Origin of the sequence: Hydrotalea flava (genome assembly GCF_001623405.1) — a bacterium.
Taxonomy (GTDB): Bacteria; Bacteroidota; Bacteroidia; order Chitinophagales; family Chitinophagaceae; genus Hydrotalea; species Hydrotalea flava.
Window position 1 is genome coordinate 63,416 of sequence record NZ_LUHG01000106.1, and the last position, 19,185, is coordinate 82,600.

General features: G+C 36.9%; 18 protein-coding genes. 10 read left to right on the forward strand and 8 right to left on the reverse strand.

Annotation, left to right across the window (positions count from 1 at the left end; all coding sequences use genetic code 11):
* The first annotated feature begins 74 nt into the window (after positions 1–74).
* Both A0F92_RS14485 and A0F92_RS14490 read left to right on the forward strand, forming a co-directional pair.
* On the forward strand, positions 75–611 hold the full coding sequence (locus tag A0F92_RS14485) for a gamma carbonic anhydrase family protein (RefSeq protein WP_068247807.1): 537 nt from the start codon (positions 75–77) through the stop codon (positions 609–611).
* A gap of 20 nt (positions 612–631) precedes the next feature.
* A complete protein-coding gene (locus A0F92_RS14490; RefSeq protein ID WP_167517118.1) occupies positions 632–850 on the forward strand; it encodes a hypothetical protein in 219 nt (72 codons plus the stop codon).
* Positions 851–852: 2 nt separating this feature from the next.
* Here the strand turns inward: A0F92_RS14490 and rsgA are convergent, their stop codons facing one another.
* Entirely contained in the window at positions 853–1,782 is a 930-nt protein-coding gene (gene rsgA, locus A0F92_RS14495) for a ribosome small subunit-dependent GTPase A (protein WP_068247813.1), read from the reverse strand.
* Positions 1,783–2,395: 613 nt separating this feature from the next.
* On the opposite strand from rsgA, the gene A0F92_RS14500 reads away from it, so the two are divergent.
* Positions 2,396–2,740 (forward strand): hypothetical protein, encoded by a 345-nt coding sequence (locus A0F92_RS14500; RefSeq protein WP_167517119.1) that lies wholly within the window; start codon positions 2,396–2,398, stop codon positions 2,738–2,740.
* A gap of 17 nt (positions 2,741–2,757) precedes the next feature.
* Here the strand turns inward: A0F92_RS14500 and A0F92_RS14505 are convergent, their stop codons facing one another.
* From A0F92_RS14505 to A0F92_RS15945, 5 genes are read right to left on the reverse strand one after another with little or no spacing between them, the layout of a single operon-like run.
* The gene (locus A0F92_RS14505; protein WP_068247819.1) at positions 2,758–3,762 is read right to left on the reverse strand and encodes a vWA domain-containing protein; all 1,005 of its coding nucleotides are present in this window, start codon (positions 3,760–3,762) and stop codon (positions 2,758–2,760) included.
* On the reverse strand, positions 3,762–4,736 hold the full coding sequence (locus tag A0F92_RS14510) for a hypothetical protein (RefSeq protein ID WP_068247822.1): 975 nt from the start codon (positions 4,734–4,736) through the stop codon (positions 3,762–3,764). Before A0F92_RS14510 ends, A0F92_RS14505 begins: the two co-directional genes overlap by 1 nt.
* Positions 4,733–5,599, reverse strand: coding sequence for a DUF58 domain-containing protein (locus A0F92_RS14515; RefSeq protein ID WP_068247825.1), 867 nt, complete (start codon positions 5,597–5,599; stop codon positions 4,733–4,735). The genes A0F92_RS14510 and A0F92_RS14515 overlap by 4 nt, the downstream gene beginning before the upstream one ends.
* Positions 5,600–5,646: 47 nt before the next feature.
* On the reverse strand, positions 5,647–6,645 hold the full coding sequence (locus A0F92_RS14520; RefSeq protein ID WP_068247828.1) for an AAA family ATPase: 999 nt from the start codon (positions 6,643–6,645) through the stop codon (positions 5,647–5,649).
* 9 nt (positions 6,646–6,654) lie between these two features.
* Positions 6,655–6,786 carry a hypothetical protein gene (locus tag A0F92_RS15945; RefSeq protein WP_262490049.1) on the reverse strand — a complete coding sequence of 44 codons (132 nt, stop codon included), beginning with the start codon at positions 6,784–6,786 and terminating at the stop codon, positions 6,655–6,657.
* A gap of 69 nt (positions 6,787–6,855) precedes the next feature.
* Here A0F92_RS15945 and ubiE point away from each other — a divergent pair, with 69 nt between their 5' ends.
* Together ubiE and porT are read left to right on the forward strand one after the other, a co-directional pair.
* The gene (gene ubiE, locus A0F92_RS14525) at positions 6,856–7,602 is read left to right on the forward strand and encodes a bifunctional demethylmenaquinone methyltransferase/2-methoxy-6-polyprenyl-1,4-benzoquinol methylase UbiE (RefSeq protein WP_068247830.1); all 747 of its coding nucleotides are present in this window, start codon (positions 6,856–6,858) and stop codon (positions 7,600–7,602) included.
* A complete protein-coding gene (gene porT, locus A0F92_RS14530; RefSeq protein ID WP_167517120.1) occupies positions 7,575–8,294 on the forward strand; it encodes a type IX secretion/gliding motility protein PorT/SprT in 720 nt (239 codons plus the stop codon). The genes ubiE and porT overlap by 28 nt, the downstream gene beginning before the upstream one ends.
* A gap of 10 nt (positions 8,295–8,304) precedes the next feature.
* Here porT and A0F92_RS14535 read toward each other — a convergent pair whose 3' ends face one another.
* Complete coding sequence (locus A0F92_RS14535) at positions 8,305–9,987, reverse strand: hypothetical protein (RefSeq protein ID WP_068247833.1); 1,683 nt, start codon at positions 9,985–9,987, stop codon at positions 8,305–8,307.
* A 37-nt stretch (positions 9,988–10,024) separates the two neighbouring features.
* On the opposite strand from A0F92_RS14535, the gene A0F92_RS14540 reads away from it, so the two are divergent.
* From A0F92_RS14540 to A0F92_RS14560, 5 genes are all read left to right on the forward strand, one after another.
* Entirely contained in the window at positions 10,025–11,404 is a 1,380-nt protein-coding gene (locus A0F92_RS14540; RefSeq protein WP_068247836.1) for a dihydroorotase, read from the forward strand.
* A 52-nt stretch (positions 11,405–11,456) separates the two neighbouring features.
* Complete coding sequence (locus tag A0F92_RS14545; RefSeq protein WP_068247838.1) at positions 11,457–12,770, forward strand: MutS-related protein; 1,314 nt, start codon at positions 11,457–11,459, stop codon at positions 12,768–12,770.
* A gap of 119 nt (positions 12,771–12,889) precedes the next feature.
* Positions 12,890–14,437 carry a YifB family Mg chelatase-like AAA ATPase gene (locus tag A0F92_RS14550; protein WP_068247841.1) on the forward strand — a complete coding sequence of 516 codons (1,548 nt, stop codon included), beginning with the start codon at positions 12,890–12,892 and terminating at the stop codon, positions 14,435–14,437.
* A gap of 1,076 nt (positions 14,438–15,513) precedes the next feature.
* Positions 15,514–16,806: a metal-dependent hydrolase family protein gene (locus A0F92_RS14555; RefSeq protein WP_068247844.1), complete on the forward strand. Its 1,293-nt coding sequence runs from the start codon at positions 15,514–15,516 to the stop codon at positions 16,804–16,806.
* A gap of 161 nt (positions 16,807–16,967) precedes the next feature.
* A complete protein-coding gene (locus tag A0F92_RS14560) occupies positions 16,968–18,755 on the forward strand; it encodes an ABC transporter ATP-binding protein (protein ID WP_068247847.1) in 1,788 nt (595 codons plus the stop codon).
* Positions 18,756–18,840: 85 nt separating this feature from the next.
* On the opposite strand, the gene A0F92_RS14565 is transcribed toward A0F92_RS14560, so the two are convergent.
* A complete protein-coding gene (locus A0F92_RS14565) occupies positions 18,841–19,026 on the reverse strand; it encodes a hypothetical protein (protein WP_068247850.1) in 186 nt (61 codons plus the stop codon).
* Between the last annotated feature and the right edge of the window lie 159 nt (positions 19,027–19,185).

The following is a 19,185-nucleotide window of genomic DNA, read 5'->3' on the forward strand; positions in this document are numbered from 1 at the left end:
TTTGAAAATAAACAACGAAGTTATACATTCGATGAATGATGGATTGTATAAAAAAAGTTATCTAACAAATTATTATGGCTATTATACTTTCGGTTGAAAATGTGCATCCGCAATTTGGGCACAATTGTTTTGTAGCACCCAATGCTACAATAGTAGGTAAAGTGGTGATAGGCAACCAATGCAGTGTTTGGTTTAATGCGGTAATTCGTGGCGATGTAAACACCATTACCATGGGTAACCGAGTAAATGTGCAGGATGGCGCTGTAATACACTGTACGTATCAAAAAAATGCAACGGTTATTGGCAATAACGTATCTATTGGGCATAATGCCATTGTACATGGATGCACGATACACGACAATGTACTCATTGGTATGGGTGCTATTGTAATGGATCGCTGTATAGTACATAGCAATGCAGTTATTGCAGCAGGCGCTGTGGTATTAGAAGGAACCGTGGTTGAGGCGGGTTGTGTTTATGCCGGCGTACCAGCGAAAAAAGTAAAAGAAGTATCACAGGAATTATTAGAAGGAGAAATTAATCGCATTGCCAATAATTATACTTTTTATGCCGGATGGTTTGCCGATGCCAATGCATGTCCGAAACAATAATGATGCATTAAAAACGTTATATGCACAACATGATACCCTTTAAAAAAATAGTATGGGTGATGAGTAGCTGCCTGATACTCTCCGCCTGCGGTTTATTCAATCATGCCAACCGAAATGGCTGCCCTTCGAACGGGAAAAATGTAGATGCAGGTAAACTGGCTGCCGGAGATCCCAAGGCCATGAAAGAGGCCAGCAAAGCCCCCAAATTTAGAGCAGATAAAAATGTGGGTGGCAATTAGCCCTATGCCCAGTTATTTTCATCAATTGCTTCTAACAGTTTTAAATAACTAAAGTAGCGTTCTTCTGCAATGATACCGGCATCAACAGCTTGTTTCACCGCACATCCCGGCTCATACATATGCAAACAATTATTAAACTGGCATTGGGTAATGCGTTCCCGCATTTCGGGGAAATAGTGCGATAATTCCTGCCGGGAAATATCTACCAATGCCAATTCTCTAATACCGGGTGTATCAATTATTTTACCCCCCTCCGGTAAATCGAACATTTCGGCAAAAGTGGTGCTGTGCATTCCTTTTCCACTCCATTCACTCACGGCTAAAGTTTTTAATGCCAACGATGGAAAAATTTGCTGAATATAAGTGGATTTACCTACGCCACTATGCCCACTGAGTAAACTTGTTTTTTGATGCATGAGTTGTTGTAATGCCGCCATATTTTGGCCGGTTACCATGCTGCAAAACAATACCCTATAACCAATACCGGTATACAAAGCCTCTAATTGCTGAAACTGCTGCATTTCTTTTTCCCGATATATATCAGCTTTATTAAATACCAAAATAGCGGGTACATGATACATTTCACAGGCTATCAAAAACCGGTCAATAAACCCTTGTGAGGTTCGGGGTTGTTTGAGGGTAATGAATAAAATACTTTGATCAATATTAGCTGCAATAATATGGTGGTGTTTGCGGTGATGTGGACTTTGACGAATAACATAATTGTTGCGTGGTTCAATGGCTTCAATAATGGCATGCTGTTCAGGCCCAGGCTCAATGGCTATTTCAACTAAATCGCCAACGGCAATGGGGTTGGTAGAGGTAAACCCATCTATTTTAAAAATACCTTTTATTCTGGCGGAATAAAATGTTCCATCTTCACCCTTTACCTGGTACCAGCTACCGGTTGATTTATATACAATTGCCTTCATGCCATACAATAAGGCCGTAAGATAATAAGAACTGAGTATACTTTAGATGAGCAGGTACATGCAGTTGGTGCTAACCAATTCATTCAACTGACTTTAAGTTCAACCTATTATGCCGTTTTTTAACCTCCATCAACAGTTTATTTTGCAGTAGCAGTTGAGGTAAAATGCCCTGCTTTTCAATTAAAAAATTGATAGCTTATATAAAGGTGTGGTAGTGTATAATATTCATGGCATGAACTATACCTTATTGAAAATCTTCCGGCATCCATACAACAAAAAAAAGCAACTGTCGTATAACTACTTTTACCAACAAAAGATCTGTAAATTTTTACTAACCTGTTTTTAATAGTATATACTATTCAACCACTTTTAGAATGGGTACCGGGTTTGTCTTGTACTTGCGCTGCACAATCATGTACCGTTTTTAACGAAAGTTTTATGGTTCTTAACAACAAATGATGCAAATACCACAAAATAGGAGGATTAAAAAAATGGCAGGATCCCTAAAAATTAGTAAAATTATCTATAAAAATTTAGTAATATTACTAATGATAGTATAAAAATGAGTAATTATTTTTGGATAAACTTTAAGTTACCAATAAAGCATGCAAACATGCTGTTTAAATTGATAAAAATTACCAAACTAAGCAGTACTTCATTTGCATATGTGCAAAGCCTGAATTATGCTATTCCGGTTTCAAAAACAGAAAGTATTAGCCTTTATCAGGAGTTATATTTTAACGCGGCAACTGCAACCAATCAACAAACATTATTCACCGATGTATTGTACAGAAAACAATTCTCTAAAAATAAAACAGATATAGAATTGGGTGTCCGTAATTTGTTCAATAACAACTATATCGTTACGAACAGCATTAATCCATATTATACATTACAATCCGGATTTTATCTTAGGCCCAGACAATTCACCATTGCAGTGCGATATGCGTTTCATTAAGTTGATATGTATAATTTTTACGGGAACTTTCTCAACACCGTTAAACGCAACAATACTTCCAACACAACCAGCACCAATGCTACCCATACAAACCACTGAAACTGCTCTGTATAACGTTTGTAGGTGGTAACGGTAATATTACTTTTTTCTAAACGGTCAATACTCTTGTATATATTTTGTAAGGCAGCATTATCGGTGGCATGGTAATACTGCCCGCCGGTTTCAGCAGCCAATTGTTTTAATAAACCTTCATTAAAATCTAACGGACTGGAAGTGACGTTGCTCAGCGGATTGTGGTTATCATCTATTCTATTGGCATTACTGCCAACGCCAATGGTATATACTTTAATACCATACAATTTGGCCATATTTAACGCTACATCGGGAGGTATTTGCCCGCCAAAATCAACACCATCGGTTAGTAAAATAATCACTTTGCTTTTATTGGTACTATTACGTAAACGGTCTACACTGGTGGCTAAGCCTGAGCCAATGGCAGTACCCTCTTCCTGCAAATATCCATTCTGGATATTATTAATTTGATTCAGTACAGTAGCATGATCAACCGTTAATGGGCACAGTGTAAAACTCTGGCTGCTGAAAATTACCACACCAATTTCATCACCAGGCCTGCTTTCTACAAATGAGGTGGCTACTTTTTTAGCCGCTTCTAAACGATTGGGCACAAAGTCCTGCTCCGTCATGCTACCACTAATATCAATACAAAGTATAATATTAATACCCCTGCCATTTATTTGTTGCCGGGTAAACTGTTCACGTGGGCGGGCTAAAGCAATAACAATAGCACTGAGTGCCAGCAAGCGTAGCACAAAAGGTACATGTTTTAAATTAGATTTGATACCGGCAGTACCTCTTAAAAAATGGGTGGTAGTAATACGAACAGCAGGAATTTGTTGACGATAGGTTTTAATATACCAATAAACTAAATAAGGCACTACCAGCAAGAGTGGCAGCACCCAGGGATAGGCAAATTCAGTATGTTGTAACCACGCAGACAGCATTATTTTTTGGGTTGGAATGAATATTGATAGACTGTTTTTACCATATCCGTTGCAGTAAACAAAGCTTTTTCTACTTCCTTTTCTGTTGGAATATAGCGTGCAAACTTCACTGCATCTGACAAACGCAGCAGTTGAAAAAAATTGGTTTGAACCGGCTCTGCCCCTATTTTATTTTTTACAGCAACCATGTATTCATCGGTAGTAAAGCTATGGGTATCCTGTTGCAATTGTGCATCTGAAAAACCACGACATAAAGCAATTAATTCAGTAAAAAATATCTGGTGTGCACCCAGCGCATAAGGATATTTTTTTCGTAATTGTTGAATAGCATCCAACACCTGATCTTTACTTTGTGGTAGTATAGCGGGAAGAGGCTTGCGACGTTTGCGTAAACGAAACCATTTTATGAGCAATGCAACAATTAATATGAATAATACAGCCGAAACAATCATCCACCAAGGAAAAGGTTGAGCAGGCTGCGGCACTTCAATAATATCGGTAAAGCCATTATAATCTTTCATGCCCGAAACATCGGCAGGTAATACAGTAAGTACAGGCGTATTTTTAATGGTAAAAGTTTGTTTGTTCTGAAACAGCACAGTTAATACTGGTATTTTCCAGCTACCCGAATCAAAAGAAGTGAGGGTAATATGCTGGGTAAGTATGGTATTGCCATTTACGGTAAATGTATCTATTGCAGAGCGGTTTACCACCTGAATATGTGCAAATGTATCGGGCAAATTAAACCAGTGTTGAATACCACTGCTGTTTTGCTGTACATTTTCAACCTGCAAGGTAAGCTGGGTTTGACTGCCAATTAATATTTTATCGGGATTTAGTTTTACGGCAGGTTGTTGCGCCAACACAAAGCCGGGTAAACAATATAATAATAGCCAACAACATTTTTTCAGAAAATACATTGCAGCACGATTGATAACGGCACAGCGTTGTTGTATTGAAAAATTTATTCTCATGCCCTTTGAATAAAAAATTGTTGTAAAGTTCTAACATAATCGTGCCCGGTGGCTATCTGCAGCAAATCGGCACCCGCCGTTCCAAACACTTTTTTTGCATCCTGCTGAATTTTTGCAAATTGTGCTGCATATTGTTCCCGTATTTTTTTATTGGAAGTATCTAACCACAGTTGCTCTCCGGTTTCAGGATCTTCCACCACCACCAAACCCATATTGGGTAATTGAATATCTAAACTATCATACACCTGAATACCAATTACATCGTGCTTTTTCGCTGCTACCCGCAAGGCCTCTTCATAACCTTCATCGGCAAAATCGCTCAATAAAAACACAATACTTTTATGGCGAGTTATGTTATTTAAATATTGCAATGCTTTTACAATATTGGTTCGCGGATGACCCGGCTGTAACGATACCAGTTCGCGTACCATATACAAAGCATGTTGGCGCCCTTTTTTAGAGGGTATATACTTTTCTACCCGATCGGTAAAAAACAACAACCCTGCTTTATCATTATTGTTCAATGCACTAAAAGCCAGTACGGCGGCTATTTCTGTAATTAACTCCTTCTTGGTTTGTTGCCGGGTACCCATCAGGTTACTGGCACTGGCATCTACCAAAATAAATACTTCTAATTCTCTTTCTTCTTCAAATACTTTTGTAAATGTGTCATTCATTCGGGCACTTACATTCCAGTCAATAAAACGTATATCATCACCTGCATGGTATTCTTTCACTTCTTTAAAAACCATTCCACGCCCTTTAAAAGCAGAATGATACTCACCGGTAAACAACCGGTTGGTGAGCCTTTTGCTCTTAATTTCTAATTCACGTACTTTTTTTAATAATTCGGCAGCTTCCATATTCAAGGTTTCAGGCGCAGCAAATAAATTTCAACAATGGTTATTATTTAAGGTACCTGTATGGTAGCCAACAATGCATCGATGATAGATTCGGTGGTGTTGTTTTCGGCCTCGGCTTCATAGGTTAAACCTATACGATGGCGTAACACATCTTTCGCAATAGCTTTTACATCATCGGGTATAACGTAACTGCGTTTGTGTAAAAAGGCAACGGCTTTTGCTGCAAGGGCTAAATTAATGCTGGCACGTGGCGATCCGCCATAACCAATCATTTGTTTCAGTTTACCCAATCCATATTGGTCGGGATAACGGGTGGCAAAAACCAAATCCAATATATAATTTTCAATTTTTTCATCCATATAAACCTGCCGCACCAAATTTCTGGCCACCATAATTTCGCTGATATCAACCACCGGCTGTATCGGTTGTATTTCTATACCTTGTACCTGTTGGCGTATAATAATCTGTTCTTCCTGTTTGTCAGGATAATGTACCACTACTTTCAGCATAAACCGATCTACCTGTGCTTCAGGCAAAGCATAAGTGCCCTCTTGCTCTAAAGGATTTTGCGTAGCTAATACCAAAAATGGTTCGGGCAATGCATAGGTGGTTTCGCCAATGGTTACCTGTTTTTCCTGCATGGCTTCTAATAAGGCGCTTTGCACTTTAGCGGGAGCACGGTTTATTTCATCGGCCAGTATAAAGTTGGCAAACACCGGGCCTTTGCGTACCAGAAATTCATTTTTAGACTGGTTATAAATCATGGTACCAATTACATCGGCAGGCAATAAATCGGGCGTAAACTGTATACGGCTAAAACGGCCATTAACGGCTTGCGCCAGCGATTTAATGGTAAGGGTTTTGGCTAATCCCGGGACCCCTTCTAACAGCACATGCCCATTGCTGAGTAAACCAATCAACAAACGATCCACCATATATTGCTGCCCTACAATAATTTTAGAGAGTTCGGTTTTAATGCGGTCAATAAAACGTGCATGTAATTCAATCTGTGTATTCATTTCCTGAATAGCCTCTGGTGTGTGCATGGGTTATTTTTATGGGTGAAAGTACAAACTGCCCTGCATTTGGGCATCATAATTGTACTGTTTTGGGAATATTTTATCGGGTAACACTTCATTCGCATCAAATTTAACCGTTAATTGCAATGCTTCAAACGAAAAAACCATGCCATTTGTTAAAATGAAACCATACATTTTAAAAACAAGTGGATGAATAAATGAATATCTTCGCACACGATGCCTAAGCAATTTGCACACGATAAAATTGTTCCTGATGAAAACAGTACCCTGCACAAAAAAGAGCAGGTGGCTGAAATGTTTAACAGTATTGCAGGAAAATACGATTTCCTAAACCGTTTTTTAAGTGGTGGGATTGATATTATTTGGCGCAAAAAAGCCATTCAACAATTAAAAACCCTTCAACCCAAAATAATACTAGATGTGGCTACAGGTACTGCTGATGTAGCTTTAATGACCTATGCACGCCTGCATCCTGAAAAAATTATTGGTATAGATATTAGTGAAGGCATGTTAGATTTAGGCCGGCAAAAAATTGAAAAATTGGGCCTCTCACAAAAAATTATATTGCAGAAGGGGGATAGTGAAAATATTGAATTTGATAACAATAGTTTTGATGCCATTACCGTTTCATTTGGGGTACGCAATTTTGAAAACTTATTAAAAGGCCTGCAGGAAATGCATCGGGTTTTAAAGCCCGGTGGCAAATTGGTAATATTAGAATTTTCAAAACCGCGTTTCAAACCCTTTCAAATCATTTATAATTTTTACCTTAGTACTTTAGCACCCAGATTTGCACAATTATTTTCTAAAAACAAAAAAGCCTATCAATACCTGAACAATAGTGTTCAAGCCTTTCCGGAAGGTAAATTATTTTTAACTATTATGCATGAAGCAGGATTTACCCAAACGTATTTAAAACCACTTAGTTTAGGTATATGCACTATTTATTGCGGTTCAAAATAATTGTATATTTTCTGCCCGTTTTTTGTGTATTACAGGCTTCGGCGCAAAGAGAAATTTATCGCCCTTACCACGATGATATGCCCTATTATTTTGGATTAACGCTGGGTTACAATTCATCATATTTACACCAGTTAAAGTCGAACCACTTTCTGGCTAATGATAGTGTATTAACAGCTGAGCAGGGCGCAACCGGAGGAATTTCTTTGGGTCTATTAGCCACAGGCAGATTAAGTGATCATTTTCAAATTCGATTTAACCCAACGCTCATGCTGGGTGGCTCCCGTTACTTTACCTACACTTTGGGCAGCACTGCACCCGGCGAAGCAAAGGAACAAAAACAAACCCTTCCTACTACCATTGTAAGTATGCCTGTTCATTTTAAATTCAACTCCGACAGAATTGATAATTTTAGAACCTACTTGCTATTTGGCGTAAAATTCGATACCGATTTATCGAGCAACTCTGCTTTGCGCAATGTACCCAACATCATTAAACTGCGTAAAAACGATTTTGGATTGGAAGGTGGCCTTGGTTTTAATTTCTTCCTGCCGTTTGTAACCATATCGCCCGAAATTAAATTCAGTTACGGACTCACCAATTTATTAATACCCGATCCTAATTTAAAATATGCGAGTGTTTTTCAGCAATTGCAATCACGCATGATTATTTTTTCTATTCACTTTGAAGATTAAAAACTGTACTTTAAAAATCAAATGTTCTTCGTGCCAAATTCCAACGCATACCTAACATAATAATATTCGATGTAAAATCGGGCTGGTTTACTACTTTGTATTTGCGAATGGTGCCGGTTACATCAAAAAACAAATTAGGTATTAACTCATAGGTAGCCGTTGCTGAAATCATAGCAGTTTTGGCCAATAAGCCGTTACCAATATGAAAACCATAATCGCTAATACGGTTAGATGTATAAAACTCGAATGGATTGGCACCAAAATTATATCCGGCAGAATCTAACCCCTGCTCAATATACATGGCTTTCGCAGTGAATTGTAACCTGTTAATGGGCTGGTATTTAATTACCCCAAAAAACTCCCGCAAATTAGCACCCAATGGATGCGCTAAAGGTTGATTGTAATGGGTAAACGACCCCACCGAATCATAATGCGAATAAACAAATGGCCTGATGAGATTTACTTCACCCTGTACATCTAAATTCTTCACCCCAAATACATCAATTGATTTAAAGCCTAACTGCAAAGCCTGCTTATTGGCATAATATCCATTTTTATAATGTAACACTTCCTTCATCACAAATTCATTAATGATGATCTGGCTATACAACTGCGTGTTTTTGAAAACATTGGCTTTAATATTTCCACCCAGTGTTACCTTATCGGGACTACCTAACTGCTGTTCAACCGAGCGATAGAAAATGATAGGATTTAAATAATTCAAATCAAAACCCGAAGAACGGCCAAACATCACATCTTCAAATAACCCGATATTAAGCCATTTAGTAGCCTGAAAATCTAGATAATGCATCGTCATGTATTTCTGTGGCCTTAAATAATCAGGACCTCGTTGATAGCTGGATACCAATTGCGCAAACAAGTTATAGTACTGAAATTTCCAAAAGCGTGTATTAATTTTTAAAAACAACATATCATTACTGCCATCGCTTAAAATAAGACTGCGAATACCATTGCCTATAAATACCTTATCATAGGCAAACTGGAAATCGATTTTTTTTCCGGCCTTAAACATAATACCACCTCTTGCATCAAAATAATCAAACCCATCGGTTTGGTAATTTTTATAATAACCGGCACCGGGCACAGCCTGATATTTTTGCGCATATTGCTGCACATACTGCGGATCGCGTTCCTGATTGGTAGTAAAATAAGAATAATAACCAATGCCTTTTGAAAGGGTTCCCCGCAAATAAAAACCACGGCGGTTCATGAATAAGGGATGATTCAAATTATTATCGTGCCCTAATTCCAAATCTAATAAAGGTGAAATATAGGCAGAAAAATCGCCGCGCTTTACGCCAATATAAGCCGGATTTTTTTTGATGGATGCGGTAAATAAATTTTTGAGCGGAATAGTAGTATCGCCCATGCCCGGCCTCCAGTCGAAGTTGTTTTTTAAAACAATATTCAAATTATATTCATCTACCTTTGATAAATGAATTTTTCCTGCAGCGGCTAATGCCTGAATATAATACAACCTGTCTGTAATGGTTTTACGTTCAAAAGGTTTTACGGCAGAGAAATTTAAAACAGAATCAGTTCGTAACTTTAACTCTAACCGGGTTAATAAATCATACTGACGGCTGCCTAATTCCACATAATCAGACTGTGCCAACACAGTACCGGCGGAAATAAGCAACACAAGCAGGGTTACATAACGCAAACATTTCATAATCTTGTTGAATTAATTGGAACAAAAGTAATGGAACATGAACACATACCTTATTAAAAACGGCTATATTATTAATGAAGGCAGAAAATATTATGCCGATTTATTACTGAAGAATGGCCGCATTGAAAAAATAGCCCCACAAATCGACACGAAGCTTGCCGTAAAAGAATTAAGTGCAGAGGGAAAATACATATTACCAGGATGTATTGACGATCAGGTGCATTTTAGAGAACCGGGATTAACGCATAAGGCAAACATTCAAACCGAATCAATGGCTGCTGTTGCAGGTGGCGTTACCAGTTTTATGGAAATGCCCAACACTTATCCTCCGGCATTAACACAAGAATTATTGGAAGAAAAATACCAAATAGCACAGCAACATGCATTGGCCAATTATTCGTTTTTTATGGGTACCTCTAATAACAATTATGAAGAGGTAATGAAAACCAACAAAAAGAAAAATGATATTTGCGGCATTAAAATATTCATGGGCTCATCCACCGGTAATTTGCTGGTAGATAATCCATTAGCATTAGAAAAAATTTTTAGCGGCAGTGAAGTGTTAATTGCAACCCATTGTGAAGAAGAAAAAATGATACAAGCCAATCTACAGGCTTTACAACAACAAAAAACACTTACAACCGCAGATCATCCCATTATCCGTAATGATGAAGTTTGTTTTGAATCATCCTGGAAAGCCATACAATATGCACAAAAACATGGCAGCAGGTTACACATATTACATATTTCTACTGCAAAAGAATTGCAGTTATTTACCAATTTAATTCCATTGAAGGAAAAAAAAATTACTGCAGAAGTATGTGTGCATCATTTACATTTTACAGCAAATGATTATAGCCTTTTAGGCAATTTAATTAAATGCAATCCGGCCATTAAAGCGCCACACAATCAACAAGCTTTATGGGAAGCCTTGTTGGATGACCGGTTAGATGTAATTGCTACCGACCATGCACCGCACACTTTAGCAGAAAAAGGTTACACCAGAGATGAAGTAAGCGGCAGATTGGTTTGTAACAATGCTGATTATTTACATGCACATGCAGGATTACCACTGGTACAACACAGTTTGTTATTGATGTTGCAATATGTACAACAGGGCAAAATTAGCATTGAAAAAGTGGTTGAAAAAATGAGTCATGCAGTAGCAGACTGTTTCCAAATAAAAGACAGAGGCTATCTTCGGGAGGGTTATTTTGCCGATGTGGTATTGGTTAATCCACAGCAACCCACTACCGTTACAAAAGAAAATATTTTATACAAATGCAATTGGAGTCCATTTGAAGGGACCAATTTCCTGATGCACATAGAAAAAACTTTTGTAAATGGCCATTTGGCTTATACAAATGGAGTGATTGATGCATCTACTAAAGGAAGAAGGCTTCAATTTAACAGATAGAAAAAAGGAATGAAAAGTTAACAAAATTGATTACTCATAACTTAAAAATGGCATGCAGGTAGATGATATAACTTTATACGATTTATCTATATTGGTTAATAATGACAATGCTGCCATATGGCAACATCTCAACTTTACACATACCGATGGCGGCAGGCAATACTTAAAAAAAATTTTACAGCAACCATTGAACAGCATTAGTGCCATTCAAAATGTACAAAATACCATACAACAATTATTATTAATTGAAAATAAATGGCCTACAAACATCACTAACGGTACCCTTATGGTACTGGAAAAATATTTTGAAACACCGGTGGATAGTTTTAAACCCATGCCCAACCCATTTACTGCCTGGATGTATGCCACATTTAAAAAAGGTGATTACTCGCTCATCAAATATTCAGTTGAACATACCATTAATTTTTTACAGGGCTTAGAACAAATTACTGGTTTACTAGGCCATGCCAATAGCAAACTATTATCAACTTGCATACAAACCATTCAGGTTATGTTAAGTAAACCTTTAGTGCAGGAAATGTTACAGTTAAAAAGAGATAAACCCTTAACAAAAGCTCAAGTACTAACCTATGGGCATTTTATTCAACACCATTTTAAAAAAGCCATTGAAGAACTCATTGAAATATATAATAAATTAGATGCTTATTTAAGTTTAGCCATCGCTATAAAAAAATTCAGCTTTCATTTTCCTGATTTTATAGAAAGTAATGACCCTTATATTAGGGCAGAAGCATTATATCACTTGCAATTAAATAAACCTATACCCTATACAATTACGTTAGAACAAAATAAAAATTTTTTATTTTTAACCGGTGCTAATATGGGTGGAAAAAGTACATTTATAAAAGCAATAGGTGTTTGTGTATACCTGGCTCATGTTGGCATGGCTGTACCGGCATTCAAAATGCAACTGAGTTTATTTGATGGGTTAATTAGTAATATCAATTTAACAGATAATATTACCAAAGGAGAAAGTTACTTTTTTAATGAAGTACACCGCATCAAAAAAACGATTGAAAAGATTAGCAATGGAAGAAAATGGCTGGTATTGATAGATGAATTATTTAAAGGCACCAACCAGCAGGATGCCATAAAATGTAGCATTAGTGTAATTGAAGGCCTCAGAAAAATGAAAAATGCTTTGTTTATTTTATCAACGCACTTATATGAAATTGGCCATGAGCTTCAAAATCACTCAAATATACAGTTCAAATATTTTGAAACCAGCATAGAAAACGACCAGCTTATTTTCAGCTACCAATTAAAAGAAGGCATTAGCAACGACCGCTTAGGTTATTTAATTATGCGCAAAGAAGGGGTGGTAGATTTACTGAATAAATTATAGTGCTTCGCTATTTTTGTTATATATTAGTTTTTGAAAAATTAACGTATCACTCAACCTATGCTTTTGCGGCATTACATATCAGTATGTAAAGCTATACAAAAGTAAATGCCCTGTTAACTATGCTTGTAAAAACCTATGGAAGTGCCGTTTATGGTGTAGATGCCATTTCAATTACCATTGAAGTAAATATTAGTGGCGGCGATATCAAATATTTTATAGTTGGCCTGCCCGATAATGCCGTGAAAGAAAGTTTACAACGTATTGAAAGTGCCATTAAAACCAATAACTATAAAATGCCCCGTACCCGATTAGTGGTAAATATGGCCCCGGCAGATATAAAAAAAACAGGTGCTGCATTTGATTTACCCATTGCTATTGGTATTCTCGGCGCCTCCAATCAAATAACTAACGATAATACTTTAAAAGATTACATAATAATGGGTGAGCTAAGCTTAGATGGCACCATACAGCCCATAAAGGGAGCATTACCCATTGCCATACAAGCCCGTAAAGATGGGTTTAAAGGATTAATTGTTCCTCAAGCCAATGCAAGAGAAGCCGCAATGGTCAACAATCTGGATGTATATGGTGTGCAACATATTTCTGAAGTAGTTGATTTTTTTTCAGGAAACAGCAAGGCAGAACCGTTAGTAGTGCATACCCGCGATGAATTTTTTTCTACCCAAAACAACTTTGATGTTGATTTTAGTGATGTGAAAGGACAGGAAAATATTAAACGGGCACTCGAAATTGCAGCAGCAGGTGGCCATAATGCCATATTAATTGGACCGCCGGGTGCCGGGAAAACCATGTTGGCCAAAAGACTGCCCACCATACTACCGCCCCTTACTTTGCAGGAAGCTTTAGAAACTACAAAAATTCATAGTGTAGCCGGTAAATTACCTGAAAATGCTTCACTCATTGCACAACGCCCATTCCGATCACCTCATCATACCGTTAGTGATGCCGCATTAGTAGGCGGTGGTGGTAATCCGCAGCCCGGCGAAATTTCATTGGCACACAATGGAGTACTCTTTCTGGATGAATTACCTGAGTTTAAACGTACTGTTTTAGAAGTAATGCGCCAACCAATGGAAGAAAGGCGTGTAACCATTTCACGTGCAAAATTGGCGGTTGATTTCCCTGCTAATTTTATGCTCATTGCTTCTATGAACCCCTGCCCTTGCGGTTTTTATAATCACCCCGAAAAAGAATGTACCTGTCCGGCAGGCGCTGTTCAAAAATATCTGAATAAAGTATCAGGCCCATTATTAGACCGAATTGATTTACATGTTGAAGTAACCCCAGTTGCGTTTAGTGAATTAAGTACCCGGCAACAAACTGCCGAAAATTCAGCAACCATTCGTGAACGTGTTATTAAAGCCCGTGCCATACAGGCAGAGCGTTATCAAACACTGCCCGGCATTTATGCCAATGCACAAATTAGCAGTAAAACCCTACGCGAATTTTGTGTGATTAATACCGCAGGTGAAGCATTATTAAAAAAAGCAATGGAAAAATTAAATCTTTCTGCCCGGGCTTATGACAGAATTCTAAAAGTAGCCAGAACTATTGCCGATTTAGAAAACAGTGCTACCATCGAAGCCCAACACTTAGCAGAAGCCATTCAATACCGTAGCTTAGATAGAGAAGGATGGGCAGGTTAAAATTGCAATCAAAAATGAGTGGCTACTATGCTAATACAATTCTTTAATAAATCTAAATTACTCAATAATCATAGCGAAATATTTTGATTAAGCATTAAATATTATCCGCTTTTAAATTTCAAAAGAAATTTTCGAATCGAAATCATTATTTTCAATATACAGCAACTATAGTATGTTATGAATCGTTTGTGTTCTAAAAGTGTTGGTGAATTCTTTTACCAAAGAATACAAACGTTCTGTAATTCGTTGTTCAACTTATGTGAACAATGCAATGTCAACACTCAAACAATTTTTCATAACCTCAACTTCATAGCAATAGGCCTTTTTACACTGTTTTCAGTAATAGTAAGAATAAAAATTTTGAATTAATTATTTGTTAAATGTATTCAGGAAAAGTGAATCCATAACCAGGCTATTTTATTTCAGACTTCAACAAAATTTTATAAGATGGCAACAACTCATTTAAATCTAAAGCCATTATTGATGAATTTGATACACAGAGCAGGTAAACAAGAAAAGGACACTTACTAAATTATTAATAAGACGAGCAAAAAAATTGGTCGAGATGATTAATGGGAAAACTTCTAAATACACTAATGAATTTTTGTGTCCTATCCCTATCATAAAAAATACCATTTTAAGGATACAAATATAGAGTCAGGTAAATAGCTATCAAAGAATATTACCTATAATTTACAATATAAAAACAAAATAACTAATAAGGGCAAATGGTTATTATATTTCTTTATAAAATTATAAATTTGAAAGATTGGCATAGAGGCATTGATTACCAATTTAGTAATAAAGATTATCTAAATATGCAAGGTTAAATATATTATCTGAAGAAGAAAGAATTTTGAAAAATATATCTTTCAAAATATCATGCTCAGGTAGTATAAGAAAAATCAAATACTTTCAAAAAACATCAGCAATTGCAGATTAAAATCTTTTTTTTAACGATCTAAACCACAAATCAATTAAAAATAGTGCCATACAATATGTTTTTCAACAAAATTGCAGGCAGTAGTATATATAAAAGCAGTAATTAGTATATTGTAGGTACTAAAACAAATCATATGCTTAAGAAATACACTATTTTATCAGCAACGCTTTTGCTGATGTTCTCATGTGCAAGAAGCCAGAAAATAACTGCTATAAAGTGCGGGAAATTATTAGATGTAAAACTGGGTACCGTTGCTAATAACCAGGTAATTATTATTAAAGATAACATCATACAAAAAATTGAACCCAATGCATCATTTCAGGAAAAAGCAGACAGCATTATTGATTTATCGGATTATTTTGTTTTACCCGGATTAATTGATTGTCATACACATGTTTTATTGCAAGGCGATATTACCAGTGATGATTATGCCGAACAACTACTGAAAGAATCCATTCCATACCGAACCCTTCGTGCAGCTCGCAGCGCAAACATTGCATTACACAATGGCTTTACTACTATTAGAGATTTGGAAACAGAAGGTGCTATGTATGCAGATGTAGATGTAAAAAAAGCCATTAACAATGGCGTAATACCCGGGCCACGTATGTTTGTAGCTACAAGGGCTATTAATACTGTGGGGCACTATCCTATTAGCCCGAAAGAATACAATTGGGAGCTTGATTTGCCAAAAGGCATCCAGGAAATTAATGGAGCCGATGAAGCCAGAAAAGCTGTAAGAGAGCAATTGGCACATGGAGCAGACTGGATAAAAATTTATGCCGACAGAGGTTATTATCGCTTACCCGATGGTTCCTTCAGAAGCCTTCCCAACTTTACAAAAGCGGAAATAGAAGCCATAGGAGATGAAACACTGAAAAGCAGAAAAAATTTTGCAGCACATGCCATGACCCGCGACGGTATTTTAGCTGCTATTGCAGCAGGCGCCAGAAGTATTGAACATGGTAGTGGCATGGATGAAGAATGTGCCAATACAATGGCCCAAAAAGGTGTATTCTGGTGCCCCACCATTTTTGTAAACGATTATGTTGCAGATGGAAGAGCCAAAGAAGGCAGTTTCATTAATCAACAGTTTCGCCAAGCTGCTCCAGCTATATTTAAAACAGCTATAAAAGCAGGTGTAAAAATTGCCTATGGCACCGATATTGGCGGATATGAGTGGAATTTGCCGGAAGCAAAAGATTTTGAGTTTATGGTGCAATATGGGCTATCACCATTACAAGCCATACAAACCGCTACTACTACCGCTGCCGATTTATTACAACAAGATGGGAAAATTGGTGTTATAGCTCCGGGTGCTTTTGCTGATATCATTGCAGTAAAGGGTAATCCATTAAACAATATTCAATTATTGCAGCAGGTACAATGGGTGATGAAAGATGGTAAAGTATGGAAATCACAATAAACAAAAACTGACGTTTCGGCATCTAAAAAACCTTGCATCATTATTGTTTCTTGCACAGTGATTGGTAATTACAATCATCTATATTAAAGCCAAAGCCTGTTTTCAACCAATGTGCTGAACAGGCTTTGCATATTTCATTGATTAGAAACTATTATCAACGCATGAAACTATTATTACAATACCTAAAACCTTATAAATGGCTCATTGCACTGGCGCTGTTTTTAGCTGCCGTTAACCAGGTTTTTTCCATGTTCGATCCATTACTGTTTGGAAAGCTGATTGATCGTTACTCCAATCATCCCCATTTTTTTGACCACGAAAAAAAATTACCCAGAACAGAGTGGCAATACATTTATGGTGTGTTAGGTTTTTTAGGATTAATGGTAGGCACAGCAATGGTGAGCAGAATTGCCAAATCTTTTCAGGATTATGCTGTGAATGTAATTATCCAAAAATTTGGTGCAGCATTGTTTACCGACGGACTGAAGCACAGTATGCAATTACCTTATCAGGATTTTGAAGACCAGCGCAGCGGCGAAACCCTTTCTATTTTAACCAAAGCAAGGGCAGATTGTGAAAAATTTATTGGTTATTTTATTAATGTATTATTTGGAATTATAGTGGGTGTTGTTTTTGTTTCTGTATATGCCTTTCATATTCATTGGAGTATAATGCCCACTTATATTATTGGTATTGCCATTTTATCATGGCTTACTAACCGCTTAAGCAACAAAATAAAAAGCATACAAAAACGTATTGTAAAAGAAACTACCATGCTGGCAGGTTCTACTACTGAAAGTTTACGAAACATTGAACTGGTAAAAAGTTTAGGGCTCACTGACCAGGAAATCAAACGCCTAAACAATAATACCTATAAAATATTAGGACTTGAACTAAAGAAAGTAAAAAGCATCAGAACCATTGGCTTTATTCAGGGTACATTCGTAAACTTATTAAGGCAGGTAATTATGATGGTTTTGATGTGGTTAATATTTAAAAATATATTGACTACCGGACAACAAATTACCCTTCAGTTTTACAGCTTTTTTATTTTTGGGCCTCTTCAGGAAATAGGCAATATTTTACTCAGTTATCGGGAGGCTGAAGCTTCCATTAACAACTTTCATTGTTTAATGAGCAAAGCGCCCGATCACACTCCTGTTAGTCCAACGCATATTGGTGCTATTGAAACACTAACTTTTGATCAAGTTTCATTTCAACACCAAACTGCAAATTATAAAGCCATTGATAACATCTCTTTTACTGTACAGAAAGGCGAAACCGTTGCTTTTGTTGGGCCCAGTGGCGCAGGTAAAAGTACCTTAGTAAAATTATTGGTGGGTTTATACCGGCCAAAAGAAGGTACTATTTATTATAATGGCATAGATGGCCATCATTTAAATTTTGATGAACTGCGTAACCAAATTGGTTTTGTTACACAAGACACACAGCTATTTGCAGGTAGTATCAAAGAAAATCTTTTGTTTGTAAAGCCCGATGCTACAGATGAGGATATTTTAGAAGCACTGCAAAAAGCAAGCTGTAATCCATTACTGGCAAAAGCCGATAATGGCATTAACACACTAATAGGTGAAAGCGGATTGAAATTAAGTGGCGGCGAAAAACAACGCATATCCATTGCCCGGGCATTAATTCGGAAACCGCATTTATTATTATTTGATGAAGCTACCAGTGCATTAGATTCTATTACTGAAGAAGAAATAACCAATACCATTAAAGCAGTATCCAACCAAAAATCACAAATCACTGTTCTTATTGCACACCGTTTAAGTACGATAATGCATGCCGACAGAATTTATGTACTGGAAAAAGGGCAAATTGTAGAAACCGGCAATCACCACAGTTTAGTGGCTATGAAAGGATTATATTATGCCATGTGGCGCCAGCAAATTGGCGAACGCAAACTAAATACCGCATTTGCTGTTTAAATTTTTTTTTCACTTATTTCTAATTGAAAACATAAAGGCCCCTCCGTAATAGAGTGGGCCTTATTTCTACCAAAACCTAACCAACTTAACTGCTTTTCTTTAAATTATAACTCAGCGGGAAATCTATTTTCAAGGATACATTTCTTCCCATATTGTAAATACCATGTTCTCTGGGGTTATCATTTGGGCCGGGATTTTTATAATCACCATAAAAATATTTCAATCGGCTTAAATGATCCCAATAAGCCAGATTAAACAGATTATTACCCATTACATATACATTAAACAGTACATCTCCTTTTTCCTGTTTTCCTCACTGGGACACCCTAAAAGTTGAATATTTTAGCCAGGATTCGATGTTCTTCTGTTAGTATTAGTTTTTTTCTGATGATTTGTTTAGATGTAGGTAACATAATTTCAATTTCAAAAA